Genomic DNA, 16426 nt, shown 5'->3' on the forward strand with positions numbered 1-16426 from the left:
TTTAATTGGCACAGAGACGTTTGGAAACTTGCTCTGGTGTGTTGGCTGGCGTGGTTTTCGAGAAGTGATGAGCTTTTTGAAAAAGGTCCAGTGGACCTTTTTAGCGAAGAACGCCCGTAGAGCTACGCTCGAAGGGCTATGGCGCAGCGTACGTTGGTACGTGAGCACCGGAAGCGCAGAAAATCGTGTCAGACGACCGCCAGAGTAGAGTTCACAAACGGTCTCATAGACTAGAAGGAACGCAGCTCAATGTTCAACACGTTTCGCACCACCGTCCTGCTCGCGGCCCTCACCGCGCTGTTCATGGCCGTCGGCTACGTCATCGGCGGCACCGCCGGCATGATGATCGCTTTTGGCGTGGCTTTGGCCACCAATGTCATCGGCTACTGGAATTCCGACAAGCTGGTGCTGCGCATGCAGAACGCCGTGCCCGTGGCCCAGAGCCAGGCGCCCGAACTCTACGACATGGTCCACATCCTGTCCCAGCGCGCCGGCATCCCGACGCCAGCCGTCTATCTGATCCAGACCGATCAGCCCAATGCCTTTGCCACCGGCCGCAATCCGGAAAACGCTGCCGTCGCTGTGTCCTCGGGCCTGCTCCAGCAGTTGCAGACCCATGAAGTCGCCGCGGTGATCGCCCATGAACTGGGCCATATCCGCAATCGCGATACCCTGACCATGACCATCACCGCCACCTTTGCCGGCGCCATTTCCATGCTGGCCCAGTTCGGCCTGTTCTTTGGCGGCGGCAATCGGCGTGACAATCCGCTCGGCGGCTTCGGCGCCATCCTGATGGTGTTTCTAGCCCCCGTCGCCGCCATGCTGGTGCAGATGGCGATCAGCCGTACCCGCGAATATGAGGCCGACAAAGCCGGCGCCGAGATTTCCGGCGACCCGATGGCGCTGGCTTCGGCCCTGCAAAAGATCGCTGGCGCTGCGCATCAAAAAGTCAATGTTGCGGCCGAACAGAACCCGGCAATGGCCCATATGTACATCATCAATCCGCTCAGCGGCCAGCGGATGGACAACCTGTTTTCCACCCATCCCGACACTGCCAACCGCATCGAAGCGCTCACAAACCTTGCAGCAAGCATGCGAGTGGACGATAAGGGCCGCAAAGCCGAACCTCGTCCAAGCCCGCGCAACATTACGCCGGCAAGCGGCGGGGGCTGGCGCGTACCACAGACCGGACAGACCGGCGATAGTGGTGGACAACGCGGTCCCTGGGGATAATTGAACGTTTTGACAGCGAAAAAACAACCGGCGGGGCTGGCCCTGCGCCTTGCTGCGGCCGAGCGCCTGCGCACCGTCCTGGGTGGCGACAATTTCGTCGCCCTTGGCGCAGCTGATATTGCCGATAGCCGCGATCGCGCCACCGCCAACCGGCTGATCACCACAGCTTTGCGCCGGCAGGGCCAGATCAGCTTCATCATCCACGCGCTGCTTGAAAAAGGCATGCCCGGCAAGTCCGGCAGCTTCGAAGCCGTGCTGCGCCTGTCGATCGCCCAACTGGTTTATCTGCCTGACCTGGGCGCCCACAGCGCCCTGTTCCTGGCCGTCGAAGCGCTCAAGCGCGACAAGAAGGCCCAGCACCTGACCGGGCTGATCAATGCCGTGCTGCGCCGTGCCCAGGCCAATTCCGCCAAATATTCGCTGCTTTCGGACGATCTGCTGATCCCTGAAACCTTTGGTGATACCTGGGTCACCGCCTATGGCGACGCCGCCATTCCGCTGTTTACCGATGCGCTGATCGCCGGCGCGCCGCTCGATCTGACGCTCAAGGACAATGATCCCGAGCTGATCGAAATGCTCGGCGCCACGCCAGTGATCGCCGATACCGTCCGCATCCAGACCCGCGACAAGCCGGTCGAAGCGCTGCCCGGCTATGCCGAAGGCCGCTGGTGGGTGCAGGATGCCGCCTCCGCCCTTCCCGCCCGCCTGCTCAACCTCGCCCCCGGCGCGCGGGTGCTCGATCTCTGCGCCGCTCCCGGCGGCAAGACCGCGCAATTGATCAAGGCCGGTTATCAGGTCACCGCGCTCGATAGCGACGCCAACCGCATGGAACGGCTCAAGACCAACCTGGCCCGGCTCAATTACGCCGCTGAAACCATCACTGCCGATGCCGGCAGCTATGCCCCCGAATCGGGCTATGACGGCATCCTGCTCGATGCGCCCTGCTCGGCCACCGGCACCTTTCGCCGCCATCCCGAAGTCATCTGGCATCGCATGGCCGCCGATATCGCCGGCCGCGTCAGCCTGCAGCGGGCCTTGCTGATCAACGCCTTCCGCTGCCTCAATCCGGGCGGAGTGTTGCTGTATTGCGTCTGCTCGCTGGAGCCCGAAGAGGGCGAAGCGCAGGTCGATTGGGCGCTCGAGCGCCTGCCCGAACTGGAACTGCTGCCGATCGAGGCAGATGAACTTTCCGGCCTCGACGGGGCGGTTTCGGCCAGGGGCGTGTTGCGCACCCATCCGGGCATGGCGCCGGGCGGCCAGCCGGGGGGAATGGACGGGTTTTTCGTGGCGCGCTTCCGGCGTCGCTAAAGCATCGCGTGGAAAAGTGGGAACCGGTTTTCCGCGGCAGCGATGCGACACAATCGTTGGGGCGGCCACCGCAGCGTGAGCGCGCTTCGGTTCGGCAGATGAGTTGAGTGGGTCGGTAAGCGTGCGGGCTTTTCTATCACCAGTGTCAGGCAGACACGCGGCGGAGCATGTCAATGCTTGAAGCCCTGCGCTTTGCCGCCCGGCGCCGCGCGCTGATCATTGCCGACTACATCGTCACCATGCCGCTGCTGCGCTGGAGCTGGACCGGCCTGGCCGAAGAAAAATTCGGCGGTGCCCTGCCCGAATATCGCCCCAGCGACCGCGAAGCCGTCCGCGACATGATGGCGGGCCGCTATCTGCTCGCCTCAAAACTCGTCGAAACCGGCGGCGTCTCCCCTTTCGGCATCGACGTCGAGCACGCCGATTGGGAAACCAACCTGCAGGGCTTTTCCTGGCTGCGCCATTTCCGCGATGTGCGCGACGAAGGCGAACGCCGCTTTGCCCGCACCCTGGTGCTCGATTGGATCGGCCGCGAAGGCCAGTTCGATCGTCAGACCTGGGCCCTGGGCATCTGCGCCCAGCGCGTGCTGAACTGGCTGCGCCATCTGCCTTTGCTGCTCGAAGGCGCCAATGCCGACCAGACCCGCACCATCCTGCGGTGCCTCGGCACCCAGATCCAGAGCCTGCGGGTTCGCCGCCGCTTTGCCGCCAATCCGGTCGATCGCCTGCTTGCCGCCATCGCCCTGGTCGGCGCCGCCGTCTGCGACCAGAATGGCAAGCTCGATGTCGAAGATCGCGTCACCCAGCTCAATGCCATTCTCGCCGACCAGATCGACAAGGGCGGCATGCACTTTTCGCGCAGCCCCCGCACCCAGTTGCAGTTGCTGGTTGAACTCTCCAGCGTCCGCCGCTCACTCAATGCGCTCAAGAGCGAACTGACCAACGAACTGGGCGCCCAGGTTGATCGCATGCACGCCGCGCTCGACGTGCTGACCCTGGGCAGCGGCGAGCCGGTCTATGCCAATGGCACCGGCCATCTGGCCCATGACGTGCTCATCGCCGTGCAGGCCAATGGCACCGCCCAGCGCCGCAAATCCACCGTGCTCGGCGGCTATGGCATCCTGCGCGATGGCGACGCCGTGGTCATCGCCGATGGCGGCCGCATCCCCGAACCCGATTTTGCCGCCGATACCCATTCCGGCGGCCTGAGCTTTGAATTCAGCCACGGCACCGAACTGATCATCGGCAATTGCGGCCCCGCCCCCGCCGATCTGCCGCAGAGCAAACTGCTGTTCCGGCAGGGCGTGGCCCATTCCGCCCCCACCATCAATGCCCAGAGCGCCGCCCCGATCCGCGACAAGGGCCTGCTTTCCGGCCTGCCGGTGCGCACCGGCGCTGCCCCCACCATCATGCTCAACGCCGCCGATCAGTTGTTGACCCTGGGCAATGACGGCTATGCCGCCCGGTTCGGCGTGGCGCTGGAACGCCGGCTTACCCTTTTGGCCGGCGGCACCACGCTGGTCGGCCAGGATGAAATGAAGGCCAGCGGCACCACCCCGGTCTCGGGCGTCATCAGCGTACGCTTCCACCTCTCCCCCGGCATCATGCTTCGCCGTAATCGCGGCGAAGGCATCGTCCGGCTGGTCCTGCCCAATGGCGCGGTCTGGAGCTTCCTCTGGGAAGGCGCCGAACTGCGCGAGGAAGAAAGCGTCCGCCAGTCGGCCTATGTCGGTTTCAACCGCACCAATCAGCTGGTTCTGGAAACCGAAGTCGAACCCGGCCGCGAAATCGCCTGGATCTTTACCCGCGAACAGGGCTGAGCCTAAGCTCAACAGGGCAACTCACCAACCTCCGCACCGCGTTCCCTCGGGCTCGACCCGAGGGCCACTGTAAGCGCACACCCTGTTGAGAGCGACCCTCGGGTCAAGCCCGAGGGAACCTGCGGGGATAGTTGGAAGGTTTGAACCGCATAACTTCAGCCATCTCCGTTATTGCCCCCTTCCACCCAAATGCGCTAAAGCCCCGCCATCACCTCAACATTGGATGGCGGATATGAGCGACGGCAAGACGGTCAAGGTCGGGCGGGCTTTGCTTTCGGTTTTTGACAAGGCCGGCATGGTCGAGTTTGCCCGGGGCCTCACCGCCGCCGGCGTCGAACTGGTCACCACCGGCAAAACCCACAAGCTGATCGCCGATGCCGGCATGCCGGTGCGCGACATTTCCGATCTCACCGGCTTTCCCGAAATGATGGATGGCCGCGTCAAGACCCTGCACCCCAAGGTGCATGGCGGCATCCTGTCGGTGCGCGACAAGGCTGACCATAAGGCCTCGATGGACGAGCACCAGATCGGCGGTATCGAACTGGTGGCCGTCAACCTCTACCCGTTCGAAGAAACCGTCGCCAAGGGCGCCGACTACGACACCATCATCGAAAATATCGATATCGGCGGCCCGGCGATGATCCGCTCGGCGGCCAAGAACCACGCTTACGTCACAGTCGTGGTCGATCCCGCCGATTATCCCGAAATCCTCGCTGCGATCACCGCCACCGGCGGCGTTCCCTACGCCTTGCGCCAACGCCTCGCCGCCAAGGCCTATGCCCGCACTGCCGCCTATGATGGTGCCATTTCCACCTGGTTCGCCAAGGCCATCGATTATCCCGAAATCCCCTATCGCAGCTTTTCCGGCGCCCTGCGCGAAGTCATGCGCTATGGTGAAAACCCCCATCAATGGGCGGCATTTTATTCCAATGGCGATAACCGCCCCGGCGTCGCCACCGCCAGGCAGGTTCAAGGCAAAACCCTGAGCTACAACAATATCAACGACACCGACGCCGCGTTCGAACTGGTCTCCGAATTCGACGCCAGCCAGACCGCCGCCGTCGCCATCATCAAGCACGCCAATCCCTGCGGCGTCGCCGTCGCGAACAATATCATCGATGCCTACAAGCTGGCGCTGCGCACTGACACCACCAGCGCCTTTGGCGGCATTGTCGCGGTCAACCGCGAAATCGACGGCCCCATCGCCACCGAAATCGTCAAGGTGTTCACCGAGGTGATTGTCGCCCCGTCCGCCACCCAGGAAGCCATCGATATCATCGCCGCCAAGAAGAACCTGCGCCTGCTGCTGACCGGCGGCCTGGCCGATTCCAAGGCCGATGGGCTCACGGTGCGTTCGGTTGCCGGCGGCATGCTGGTGCAGACCCGCGACAATCGCAATGTCGATGATTGCGAGCTCAAGGTGGTCACCAGGCGCCAGCCCACCGATGCCGAAATGGCTGACTTGAAACTGGCCGCCAAAGTGGCAAAACACGTCAAGTCCAACGCCATCGTCTATGTCAAGGATGGCGCCACCGTCGGCATCGGCGCCGGCCAGATGAGCCGCGTCGATTCGGCATTGGTCGCCTATCGCAAATCCATCGACGCCGCCAAGGTCGCCGGTATTGATGGCGCGTTGACCAAAGGCTCGGTGGTCGCCTCGGACGCCTTCTTCCCCTTCGCCGACGGCCTTGAGGCCCTGGTCGAAGCCGGCGCCACCGCCGTCATCCAGCCCGGCGGCTCGATGCGCGACGCCGAAGTCATCGCCGCTGCTGACGCGGCCGGCATCGCCATGGTCTTCACCGGCATGCGCCACTTCCGGCATTAGGACCGGCAAGGGCCGCCACTCCCACCGCTCATCACCCTCGGGCTCGACCCGAGGGCTCTTACAATCCAGCCGTTGCACTCCAACCCGCGTCAAACCACGATGTCATCCCGGCGCAGGCCGGGATCCATCTTGAGATTTGGGGATAGGCCCCGGCCCGCGCCGGGGTGACATCGAGCGTGGGTCACGCTCCACAAAAAAGCCCCTTGAAAACAATCCCCGCTCGTGTCGATTTCCCCAAACCCCACTCGTTGTGATGGCAAGGCGGGCGATATTGCCAGTGCCACACCGGAGACTGTCCATGCGTTTCATGATCCTCGTCAAAGCCACGCCTGATACCGAAGCCGGCGTTCCGCCCAGGTCCGAAGTCATCGCCGCGATGGGCACCTTCAACGAGCAGTTGATCGAAGCCGGCATCCTGCTCGCCGCCGACGGGTTGCACCCGTCAAAGAACGGCGCGCGCATCCAGAACAAGGCTGGCCAGATCATCGTCACCGATGGCCCGTTTGCCGAAACCAAGGAGCTGATCTCGGGTTTCTGGATGATCCAGGTGCCCTCCTATGCCGATGCGCTCGAATGGGCCAAGCGCGTGCCGATGTATAACGGCCAGGAGATCGAGCTGCGCAAGGCCTTCGAAGCCACCGATTTTGCCGTCGATACCGTCACCGAAGAACACTTGGAAAAAGAACAGGCCTGGCGCGACGCCAACCAGAAACCGATCACCAAAGACTGACCGCCCTCTTGCCGTGGTGGATCGGCAATGCTCTGATCCACCATCGTGACCACCAGTTCCGCCCATAATGCCATCGAAACCGTCTGGCGCATCGAAGCGCCCCGGCTTGTCGCCGGGCTGACGCGCATGGTGCGCGATATTTCGCTGGCCGAAGAGCTGGCGCAGGACGCGCTGCTGGTGGCGCTTCGGCAATGGCCCGATATCGGCGTGCCCACCAATCCAGGCGCCTGGCTGATGACCACCGCCAAGCGCCGTGCCATCGATTATTTCCGCCGCAACACCATGGTTGCCCGCAAGCTGGTCGAGGTCGCGCACGATCTGGAAACCGACGGGCAAGCCCCCGATCCCGCCGAGCGGCTCGACGACGATGTTGGCGATGACCTGCTCAACCTGATGTTCGTCTCCTGCCATCCGGTGCTGTCGCGCGAAGCCCGCTGCGCTTTGACCCTGCGGCTGATCGGCGGCCTCACCACCGATGAAATCGCCCGCGCCTTCCTCGTGCCCGAACCAACCATGGCCCAGCGTATCGTGCGCGCCAAAAAAAGCCTCAGCGAAGCCGGGGTAAAATTCGAAACGCCACTTGGCGACGAGCGCCACCAGCGCGTCGGCTCGGTGCTCGAAGTGCTCTATCTGATTTTCAATGAAGGCTATTCCGCTACGGTGGGGCAGGATCTGATGCGCCCGCAACTGTGCGAAGACGCCATCCGCATGGGCCGCATCCTCGCCCGTCTCGCCCCTGCCGAACCCGAAGTGCATGGCCTGCTGGCGCTGATGGAAATCCAGGCGTCGCGCCAGTTCGCCCGCGTCGATGCACGGGGCGAGCCGATCCTGCTGCTCGACCAGAACCGTGGCGCCTGGGACCGGGTGCTGATCAATCGCGGCCTCGACGGCCTGGCGCACGCCGAACAGCTCGGCGGCGCCAAAGGCTATTATGCGCTGCAAGCTGCCATCGCCGCCTGCCATGCCCGCGCCACGCGCCCCGAACACACCGATTGGGCCAGGATCGCCGCCCTCTATGGCGAACTGGCCGAAATCGCGCCGTCGCCGATCATCGAACTCAACCGCGCCGTCGCCATCTCCATGGCTTTCGGGCCACAGGCGGGCCTCGACCACGCCGATACCCTGCGCGCCGAACCCGCGCTCAAGACCTATCACCTGCTCGCCACCGTGCGTGGCGACCTGCTCGAAAAGCTCGGCCGCAAGGCCGAAGCCGGCCAGGAATTCGAGCGCGCCGCCGGGCTGACCCGCAATGAACGCGAACGTGCCCTGCTGCGGGCGCGGGCTGCCGCCGCCCTACGGTAACTTAATCTTATCGTAAGACGCTGTAGATGTTGACGTGCCTAAAATGGCATGTCCGGCCCGCGTAAGGCCGGATTACGAGGCATATATGCGGTTTAGAATTCCGTCGGACCTGTCGTCACTGCTCAGCAATGGGCTCTGGCGCTCCGTAGCATCGCTGTTCATCAAGGTCGCCACTGCCGGGCTGACCTATGTCACCTATGTCGTGCTCTCGCGCACCATGACCAACGATGAATACGGCCACTTCGCCTTTGGTCTCGCCATCGCCACCGTGCTGGCTATTGCCGCCAGTGTCGGCCAGCCCACTGCCGTCCTGCGCTTCTGGGCCCAGGATACCGTCTCCGGCAAGGGCGACAAAGCCATCGCCTCGGTCCGCGTCGGCTCGACGCTGACCATTGGCGCGGGCATCTTCCTTACCGTCGCCATGTGCATCCTGGTCTATATCGTCACCCGCTTTGTCTATTTCGGCGATACCAACAAGCACTATTACGGCGCCGCTTTCCTGATCCTGCCCTTGGCCATGGCCGAGTACAATTCCTCGGCGCTGCGGGCGCAGGGCTCGCTGTGGACCGCTCTGATCCCGCGCGACATATTATGGCGCACTGCCCTCCCCGCTTCCGTGCTGGGTCTGTTCGCGGTCGGCATCGTGCTCAGCGGTCCCGATGCGCTGGTACTGTCGGCCGCCATCCTGTTTGTCGCTCTGGCGCTGCAATATTTCTTTGCCACGTCGCGCGGTTATGCGCTGACCCCCGCCATTACCGGCGTGCGCGCCTATTGGCAGGAACGCGGCAATATCAGCCGCTGGCTGCTGTTGGGTGCGCTGATCGAAACCGTGACCCTCAATGCCGACGTGATCCTCGTCGGCCTGATGGTAAACCTTGAAAGCTCGGGGCTGTATTTCAACGCCTTCCGCACCGCCGGGCTGATGACGCTGTTCACCTTCGCCATCGAATTGGTGATCGCGCCCATGGTCGCCCAGCACTATCACGCCGGCGAAATGCGCAAGGCGCAGGCCATCACGGCCTTGTGCGCCTGGGCCGGATTCCTGTTCTCGCTGGTGATCTTTGCCGGCTTTTCCGGTTTCGGCACGCTGATCCTGTCGTTCTTCGGCCCGGCCTATGCCGATGGCGCCACCGTGCTTGAACTTCTGGCGCTCGGCCTGCTGTTTGATGCCGCCACCGGCCCCTCCAAGATCGTCATGATGATGACCGGGCACGAACGCGCTTATGTCGCCATTTACGGCGCCATCATGGGCATCGGCCTCTTGGCACAGTTCATCATCATCCCCACCTATGGCATTGTCGGTGCCGCGGCCGCCAACATGGCCTCGCGCATCCTCGCCCAGATCGCCATCGCCGCCTGGTGCCGCCTGCGCATCGGGCTCGATACCAGCCTGTTGGGCGTGTTCAGCATCCGGCATCAGGTTGACCGTCCTGCGGCCATCTAGGGTGTGTGGGGATTCATGTCAGGACGAGGCGAAAACGGTGGTTTTCGAGAACCGGAGCGCAGCGTACGTTTGGTACGTGAGCACCGGAAGCGCAGAGAATCGCCGTTTGCAGCCCGACATCACTGAATCACCACACACCCTAGAACACGCGCGCAAATCTTGACCCTTCCCGCCGTCCGGCTTAGAACGGCTCCAAATTAGCCATCCCACGCATAACTGGACACGTATTGCCATGAGCAAGGCCCGCACACTCTACGACAAGATCTGGGACGACCACCTCGTCCAGAACAATGAGGACGGCACCTCCCTGCTCTATATTGACCGCCACCTGGTCCATGAAGTGACAAGCCCCCAGGCCTTCGAAGGCCTGCGCATGAACAACCGCAAGGTTCGTCATCCCGAGCGCACCCTGGCCGTGGTCGATCACAACGTGCCCACCACCGATCGTTCCCTGCCCAATCCCGATCCTGACAGCGCCATCCAGATCGCCACGCTGGCTGAAAACACCAAGGATTTCGGCATCGAATATTTCGACCCCTTCGACAAGCGCCAGGGCATCGTCCACATTGTCGGGCCGGAACAGGGTTTTACCCTGCCCGGCATGACCATCGTTTGCGGCGATAGCCACACCTCGACCCACGGCGCCTTTGGCGCTCTGGCGCACGGCATCGGCACCTCAGAAGTGGAACACGTTCTGGCCACCCAGACGCTGATCCAGCAGAAGGCCAAGAACATGCTGGTGCGGGTCGATGGCAAGCTGCCGCCCCACGTCACCGCCAAGGACATCATCCTCGCCATCATCGGCGAAATCGGCACGGCAGGCGGCAATGGCCACGTCATCGAATTTGCCGGCGAAGCCATCCAGGCACTGTCCATGGAAGGCCGCATGACGGTCTGCAACATGACCATCGAGGGCGGCGCCCGCGCCGGCCTGATCGCGCCCGACCAGACCACCTATGACTATGTCAACGGCCGCAACCGCGCGCCCAAGGGCAAGGCCTGGGACATGGCGCTCGAATACTGGAAGACCCTCTATACCGACGAGGGCGCCCATTACGACAAGGTGGTGGTCCTCGACGCCGCCAAGCTGCCGCCGATCGTTTCCTGGGGTTCCTCGCCCGAAGACGTCATCTCGGTCACCGGCGCCGTGCCGAACCCGGACGATATCGCCGACGAGAACAAGCGCGCTTCCAAGTGGCGGGCGCTCGAATATATGGGCCTCAAGCCCGGCACCAAAATGGTCGACATCACCCTCGATCGGATCTTTATCGGCTCCTGCACCAATGGCCGCATCGAAGACCTGCGCGTTGCTGCCGGCGCCATCAAGGGCCGCAAGGTCGTGCCCACCATTTCGGCCATGGTCGTGCCCGGCTCGGGTCTGGTCAAGGAACAGGCCGAGGCCGAAGGCCTTGACGTGATCTTCAAGGAAGCCGGCTTTGAATGGCGTGAACCGGGCTGCTCGATGTGCCTGGCCATGAATCCCGACAAGCTCAAGCCGCATGAGCGCTGCGCCTCGACCAGCAACCGCAACTTCGAAGGCCGCCAGGGCTTCAAGGGCCGCACCCATCTGGTGTCGCCCGAAATGGCCGTCGCCGCCGCCGTCACCGGCCACTTCGTCGATATCCGCGATTGGCACTGACCAACAACGCCTGGGGAGGGCGTTATGCGCCCTCCCTCGACGATTTCCACGCTCTGGCGCTTGAAGCGCTGGACGCCCTGCCCGAGCCGTTCAAATCCCTGGCCGCCGACGTCACCTGCTCGGTCGCCGAATTTGCCGAAGACGACGTGCTCGAAGGCTTTGGCATGGATAGCCCGTTCGAGCTGATGGGGCTTTTCGTCGGCACGGGCCTCACCGAAGACGGCGCCACCCCCCAGACCGGCCAATTGCCCAACACCGTGCTGCTGTATCGCCGCGCCATCCTCGATTACTGGTCCGAAAACGACGACAACACGCTGGGCGAAATCGTCACCCACGTCCTGGTCCACGAAATCGGCCACCATTTCGGCTTTTCCGACGACGACATGGAAGCCATCGAAGCGCAGGACGAAGACTGAGGCCAGGTGCCTCCCCACGCGCGATGTCACCCCGGCATCGAGCTGGAGGCAATGGTGCCGCGCACTCGATCTGGCACCTCCCCTCGATGGGGGAGGCTGGGAGGGGGTGGTGCGGAGCCACAATATCGCGGCTCTGCCGACGACTGCGATCAACCGCGACAAAACCGCGCAATTTCCATTGCTTAAGCGGCCAATCTGAATAAGCTCCCCGCCATGGGAAAGCCCGCGGAGGGCCGGCTGACTGCGATTGGAGGATCGCACCATCCGGCGGGGCTTTCGAGGACACTATATCGAGGGACGTTCTATGACTTTGGCATTGTGGCTGATCGTCGTCTGCGGCGGTCTGTCTATCGTTTATGGAGTGATCACCACGCGGCAGCTGCTGGCTGCTGACCAGGGATCGGCGCGCATGCAGGAAATTTCCGCCGCCGTGCGCGAAGGCGCTTCGGCTTATCTCAAACGCCAATATCTCACCATTGCCGCCGTCGGCGTGGTCATCCTGATCGCCGCCTATTTCCTGTTGGGCATCTATTCGGCCATCGGCTTCCTGATCGGCGCCGTGCTGTCGGGCGCTGCCGGCTTTATCGGCATGAACGTTTCGGTGCGCGCCAACGTCCGCGTCGCCCAGGCCGCGATTTCCTCGCTGGCCCGAGGCCTTGATCTGGCGTTCAAGTCCGGCGCCGTCACCGGCATGCTGGTCGCGGGCCTCGGCCTGCTCGGCGTTACCCTGTATTTCATGATCCTGACCGGCATGGGTTTCGCCCCCACCAGCCGCACCGTCATCGATGCGCTGGTGTCGCTGTCGTTCGGCGCTTCGCTGATCTCGATCTTTGCCCGTCTCGGCGGCGGCATCTTCACCAAGGGTGCCGACGTTGGCGGCGATATGGTCGGCAAGGTCGAAGCCGGCATCCCGGAAGATGATCCGCGCAACCCCGCCACCATTGCCGATAACGTCGGCGACAATGTCGGCGATTGCGCCGGCATGGCCGCCGATCTGTTTGAAACCTATGTGGTCACCATCGTCGCCACCATGGTTCTGGCCGCCATCGTTTTGCCCGAAGCCTATAAGCTCTCCGGCATGATCCTGCCACTGGCCATCGGTGGCGCCTGCGTCATCACCTCGATCATCGGCACCTATTTCGTCAAGCTCGGCGCCTCCAACAACATCATGGGCGCGCTCTACAAGGGCATCATCGCCACCGGCGTATTCTCGCTGATCGCGCTCTATCCAGTGCTGTCGCTGGTGTTCGGCGGCAACATGAATGCCGACCTCGGTGGCTTCACCCCATGGCACCTGTTCGGTTGCGGCATTGTCGGCCTGGTCATCACCGCGCTGATCATCGTCATCACCGAATATTACACCGGCACCGGCCGTCGCCCGGTCAATTCGATCGCCGAAGCCTCGGTCACCGGCCATGGCACCAACGTCATCCAGGGTCTGGCCGTGTCGCTGGAATCCACCGCCCTGCCGGCTTTGGTGATCATTGCCGGCATCATCATCACCTTCAAGCTGGCCGGCCTGTTCGGCATCGCCTTCGCTGCCGCCACCATGCTGGCCCTGGCCGGCATCGTGGTTGCCCTCGACGCCTTCGGCCCGGTCACCGACAATGCCGGCGGCATCGCCGAAATGGCCGGTCTCGACAAGACCGTGCGCCACAATACCGACGCGCTCGACGCCGTCGGCAACACCACCAAGGCCGTCACCAAGGGCTATGCCATTGGTTCGGCTGGCCTCGGCGCCCTGGTGCTGTTTGCCGCCTATACCCAGGACCTGATCTACTTCTCCGGCCTGCCTGATGCGCCGGCGATCTTCAAGGGCATGGGCACGCTCACCTTCTCGCTGGCTGACCCCTACGTGGTGGTTGGCCTGCTGTTTGGTGGCCTGCTGCCATTCCTGTTCGGCGGCATGTCGATGACCGCCGTGGGCCGCGCCGCCCAGTCGGTGGTGGTTGAAGTGCGCCGCCAGTTCAAGGAACGACCGGGCATCATGGCCGGCACCGAAAAGCCCGATTACGGCCGCGCCGTCGATATGCTGACCAAGGCCGCGATCAAGGAAATGATCGTGCCCAGCCTGTTGCCGGTACTGTCGCCGATCGTGGTGTTCTTCCTGATCAACTGGATCGCCGGCCCCGCCGCCGGCTTCTCGGCGCTCGGCGCCATGCTGATGGGCGTCATCGTCACCGGGCTGTTCGTCGCCATCTCCATGACCGCCGGCGGCGGCGCCTGGGACAACGCCAAAAAGAGCTTCGAAGACGGCTTCGTCGACAGCCACGGCGTCAAGCACCTCAAAGGCTCCGACGCCCACAAAGCCTCCGTCACCGGCGACACCGTCGGCGACCCCTACAAGGACACCGCCGGCCCGGCCGTCAACCCGATGATCAAGATCACCAACATCGTGGCCCTGCTGCTGTTGGCGGTATTGGCGCATCTGGGGTAACGGCCGCAACCGCACCCACCAGCCCCTCATGGTGAGGTGCTTTGCGTAAGCAAAGCCTCGAACCACGGGCACAGAATGAAGAAGGCCCGGGAGCGATCCCGGGCCTTCTTATATCTTTGTGCCAGCGTCCCCGTAAAATTCTTGGTCGTGACCTATAAGTAGATCGCGTGCACCCTTGGGCAGTGGAAAGCCGTAGCCAATCCATTCCTTGATCCACCACATCCTGCGCTCGTGATGGTAACGGCTCATGTAAAGTTCCATGCCGATCTTTTCGATCGTCCCGTGCATCGAGGCAATCGCGTCATTGCCGGCGGTAAAACTGCTTACGTTTCCTTCAGGCCAATCGATTTCATACCGGCAATGCCAAGCCGACCCCACCGGCTCCGGGATAAACATTCTCACCTCAACCGCTCGTTCGCCCGCGCTGGTTACAACCGTAAGTGTCCGCTTCCCAGCAATCATCGTTCCTGCCCCACGTGAAAAAACGGCGGTATCGGATCGCCTTTCATGCAAGCTGTCATCCGAGACCGTGCTTGATCTCTGCAGAAGGGATTCCAAGGCAGCATCTCACACTGGAAAATGTCCTCCTTATACTGCAATTCGCATTCCGCCCTTTTCGTCTCGTCCCACGTGCCTGCAACAAGTACTCCGCCAACCCAGCGTCCACCCGTCGATTGTCCAGCAGGCACACGCGGCTGAGCCGGATCATATTTCCTGAGCAGCGCTTCCAGTCGCAAAGCGAGGATGGTGAGCTTTCCTGAGGCTACCGCATATTCAGCTCTATTTATGTGTGTTTCATAGCGCATCGTTCATTGTCCTGCTTACAGCACAATAGTCTCCATTTTGAATGGCGGGGATAACATTCCCCGATCAAGCCAAACCCACCACGTTCACCCTCCCCCTTGTGGGGAGGGAAGCGAGATAGGACTTAGCTTGCTAAGTCCGTGATCGAGCAGGGAGGGGGTTTGCTTCCGCAAGCTCGGTGCAAGCGGCCTACCCCCTCCCTTGATCCCCTGCCATTCGAGCGCAGCTCTCATGGCCTCTTTCGCTCATGTCGCGCCGCTGGCGCGACATGCCCTTCGGGACGCTACAGAGCCCCGCAAGGGGGAGGGTGTCGACTGATGGGCTGATGCGCTGCAGCCCCCACCCCCTCCGCGTCATTCCGGCGGAGGCCGGAATCCAGGTCCGTGGCCATCCATTCGCATCCAGCACCGGGAACGTTCACCGCATGGATTCCGGCCTCCGCCGGAATGACATCGGTGGCGTTGCCAGATTGTGCCCAGATCAAGCCAAACCCACCGCGGTTACCCTCCCCCTTGTGGGGCTTTGTAGCGCCCCGCCAGGGCAGATCGCGCCAGTGGCGCGATCTGAGCGGAGAAGGCCATGAGAGCTATGCTCGAATGGCAGGGGAAGCGAGATAGGACTTAGCTTGCTAAGTCCGTGATCGAGCAGGAAGGGGGTTTGCCTCCGCAAGCTCGGCCTGCGCTGCCCACCCCACCCTTGATCCCTCCCACAAGGGGTGGGTGTCGATTGACTATTCCAGTCTATGATCCGCAGAAATCTGGATAGCGCTATGCACCAAACCCTCCGCACCCTCTCCGCCGCCTGGGACGCCGCGCTCATTGCCAATGACGCGCCCGCCGTTGCGGCGTTCATGGCCGAGGACTGGGTCTACGTCACCGAGACCGGCCCGGTGCCCAAGGCCGATATCGTCGGCTGGATTGCCGCCGGAAAATTGCAGCATTTTTCGTTTGAAACCATTGGGCCGGATCGTATCGTCATCCACGGCGATACTGCCATCATGACCGCCCGCAAAATCTCCACCGGCGCCTGGGATGGCGTGCCCTACACCGCCGACGAATGGATCAGCGAAATCTATCTGCGGCAGCCGGGCGGCAGCTGGCTGTGCGTCCTCAGCCAGAAATGCCCGGCGGAGTGAACCGCCGTGGGTGGGCAAATCCCCCCGCCCCACCCACCGAGTCATTCCGGCGCAGGCCGGAATCCAGGTCCGTGGCCATCCATCCGCATCCAGCGTCGGGAGTATTTCACCGCATGGAGTCCGGCCTGCGCCGGAATGACATCGAGCGCTGGGCAGCACTTTGCCCATCTTATCCCCCACCCCCCAAACCTCCCGTACACTTGCGCCATCACCCCACCGGAACGCGGTCATGACGAGTGAAGGAGTGGGGATGACAGTCGGGGGGATGGGGTCGCTCATCTCAGGCGGTCCATTCGGAAGCTCAACGCTGGGGAAGACAGCTGGCTCACTCCG

General features: G+C 62.9%; 12 protein-coding genes. 11 read left to right on the forward strand and 1 reads right to left on the reverse strand.

What is annotated here, in order from left to right:
• The first annotated feature begins 249 nt into the window (after nt 1–249).
• From htpX to ABIT12_RS10325, 10 genes are all read left to right on the forward strand, one after another.
• Complete coding sequence (gene htpX, locus ABIT12_RS10280; protein ID WP_348045574.1) at nt 250–1233, forward strand: zinc metalloprotease HtpX; 984 nt, start codon at nt 250–252, stop codon at nt 1231–1233.
• A 9-nt stretch (nt 1234–1242) separates the two neighbouring features.
• Entirely contained in the window at nt 1243–2541 is a 1299-nt protein-coding gene (locus tag ABIT12_RS10285; protein ID WP_348045576.1) for an RsmB/NOP family class I SAM-dependent RNA methyltransferase, read from the forward strand.
• Between the two features lie 173 nt (nt 2542–2714).
• Complete coding sequence (locus ABIT12_RS10290; RefSeq protein WP_348045578.1) at nt 2715–4361, forward strand: heparinase II/III family protein; 1647 nt, start codon at nt 2715–2717, stop codon at nt 4359–4361.
• Nucleotides 4362–4584: 223 nt separating this feature from the next.
• A complete protein-coding gene (purH, locus tag ABIT12_RS10295; RefSeq protein WP_407065612.1) occupies nt 4585–6186 on the forward strand; it encodes a bifunctional phosphoribosylaminoimidazolecarboxamide formyltransferase/IMP cyclohydrolase in 1602 nt (533 codons plus the stop codon).
• Nucleotides 6187–6484: 298 nt separating this feature from the next.
• Nucleotides 6485–6916: a YciI family protein gene (locus ABIT12_RS10300; protein ID WP_348045582.1), complete on the forward strand. Its 432-nt coding sequence runs from the start codon at nt 6485–6487 to the stop codon at nt 6914–6916.
• Nucleotides 6917–6961: 45 nt separating this feature from the next.
• Nucleotides 6962–8218, forward strand: coding sequence for an RNA polymerase sigma factor (locus tag ABIT12_RS10305; protein ID WP_348045584.1), 1257 nt, complete (start codon nt 6962–6964; stop codon nt 8216–8218).
• A gap of 85 nt (nt 8219–8303) precedes the next feature.
• A complete protein-coding gene (locus tag ABIT12_RS10310) occupies nt 8304–9662 on the forward strand; it encodes an oligosaccharide flippase family protein (protein WP_348045586.1) in 1359 nt (452 codons plus the stop codon).
• A gap of 232 nt (nt 9663–9894) precedes the next feature.
• On the forward strand, nt 9895–11301 hold the full coding sequence (leuC, locus tag ABIT12_RS10315; RefSeq protein ID WP_348045588.1) for a 3-isopropylmalate dehydratase large subunit: 1407 nt from the start codon (nt 9895–9897) through the stop codon (nt 11299–11301).
• Nucleotides 11292–11717 (forward strand): metallopeptidase family protein, encoded by a 426-nt coding sequence (locus ABIT12_RS10320; RefSeq protein WP_348045590.1) that lies wholly within the window; start codon nt 11292–11294, stop codon nt 11715–11717. The genes leuC and ABIT12_RS10320 overlap by 10 nt, the downstream gene beginning before the upstream one ends.
• Nucleotides 11718–12021: 304 nt before the next feature.
• Nucleotides 12022–14154, forward strand: a complete 2133-nt coding sequence (locus ABIT12_RS10325) for a sodium-translocating pyrophosphatase (RefSeq protein ID WP_348045592.1) — start codon at nt 12022–12024, stop codon at nt 14152–14154.
• Between the two features lie 108 nt (nt 14155–14262).
• Here ABIT12_RS10325 and ABIT12_RS10330 read toward each other — a convergent pair whose 3' ends face one another.
• Nucleotides 14263–14712, reverse strand: a complete 450-nt coding sequence (locus ABIT12_RS10330; protein ID WP_348045594.1) for a DUF6968 family protein — start codon at nt 14710–14712, stop codon at nt 14263–14265.
• Nucleotides 14713–15727: 1015 nt separating this feature from the next.
• Here ABIT12_RS10330 and ABIT12_RS10335 point away from each other — a divergent pair.
• Nucleotides 15728–16093 carry a nuclear transport factor 2 family protein gene (locus ABIT12_RS10335; protein WP_348045596.1) on the forward strand — a complete coding sequence of 122 codons (366 nt, stop codon included), beginning with the start codon at nt 15728–15730 and terminating at the stop codon, nt 16091–16093.
• Nucleotides 16094–16426: the final 333 nt, after the last annotated feature.

Source organism: Devosia sp. (genome assembly GCF_039927955.1).
Lineage (GTDB): Bacteria > Pseudomonadota > Alphaproteobacteria > Rhizobiales > Devosiaceae > Devosia.

Coding starts and splice junctions, on each gene's coding strand:
- ABIT12_RS10310 (WP_348045586.1), top strand. CDS start 8,304: ATGCGGTTTAGAATTCCGTCGGACCTGTCGTCACTGCTCAGCAATGGG.
- ABIT12_RS10290 (WP_348045578.1), top strand. CDS start 2,715: ATGCTTGAAGCCCTGCGCTTTGCCGCCCGGCGCCGCGCGCTGATCATT.
- ABIT12_RS10300 (WP_348045582.1), top strand. CDS start 6,485: ATGCGTTTCATGATCCTCGTCAAAGCCACGCCTGATACCGAAGCCGGC.
- ABIT12_RS10325 (WP_348045592.1), top strand. CDS start 12,022: ATGACTTTGGCATTGTGGCTGATCGTCGTCTGCGGCGGTCTGTCTATC.
- ABIT12_RS10335 (WP_348045596.1), top strand. CDS start 15,728: ATGCACCAAACCCTCCGCACCCTCTCCGCCGCCTGGGACGCCGCGCTC.
- purH (WP_407065612.1), top strand. CDS start 4,585: ATGGCGGATATGAGCGACGGCAAGACGGTCAAGGTCGGGCGGGCTTTG.
- htpX (WP_348045574.1), top strand. CDS start 250: ATGTTCAACACGTTTCGCACCACCGTCCTGCTCGCGGCCCTCACCGCG.
- leuC (WP_348045588.1), top strand. CDS start 9,895: ATGAGCAAGGCCCGCACACTCTACGACAAGATCTGGGACGACCACCTC.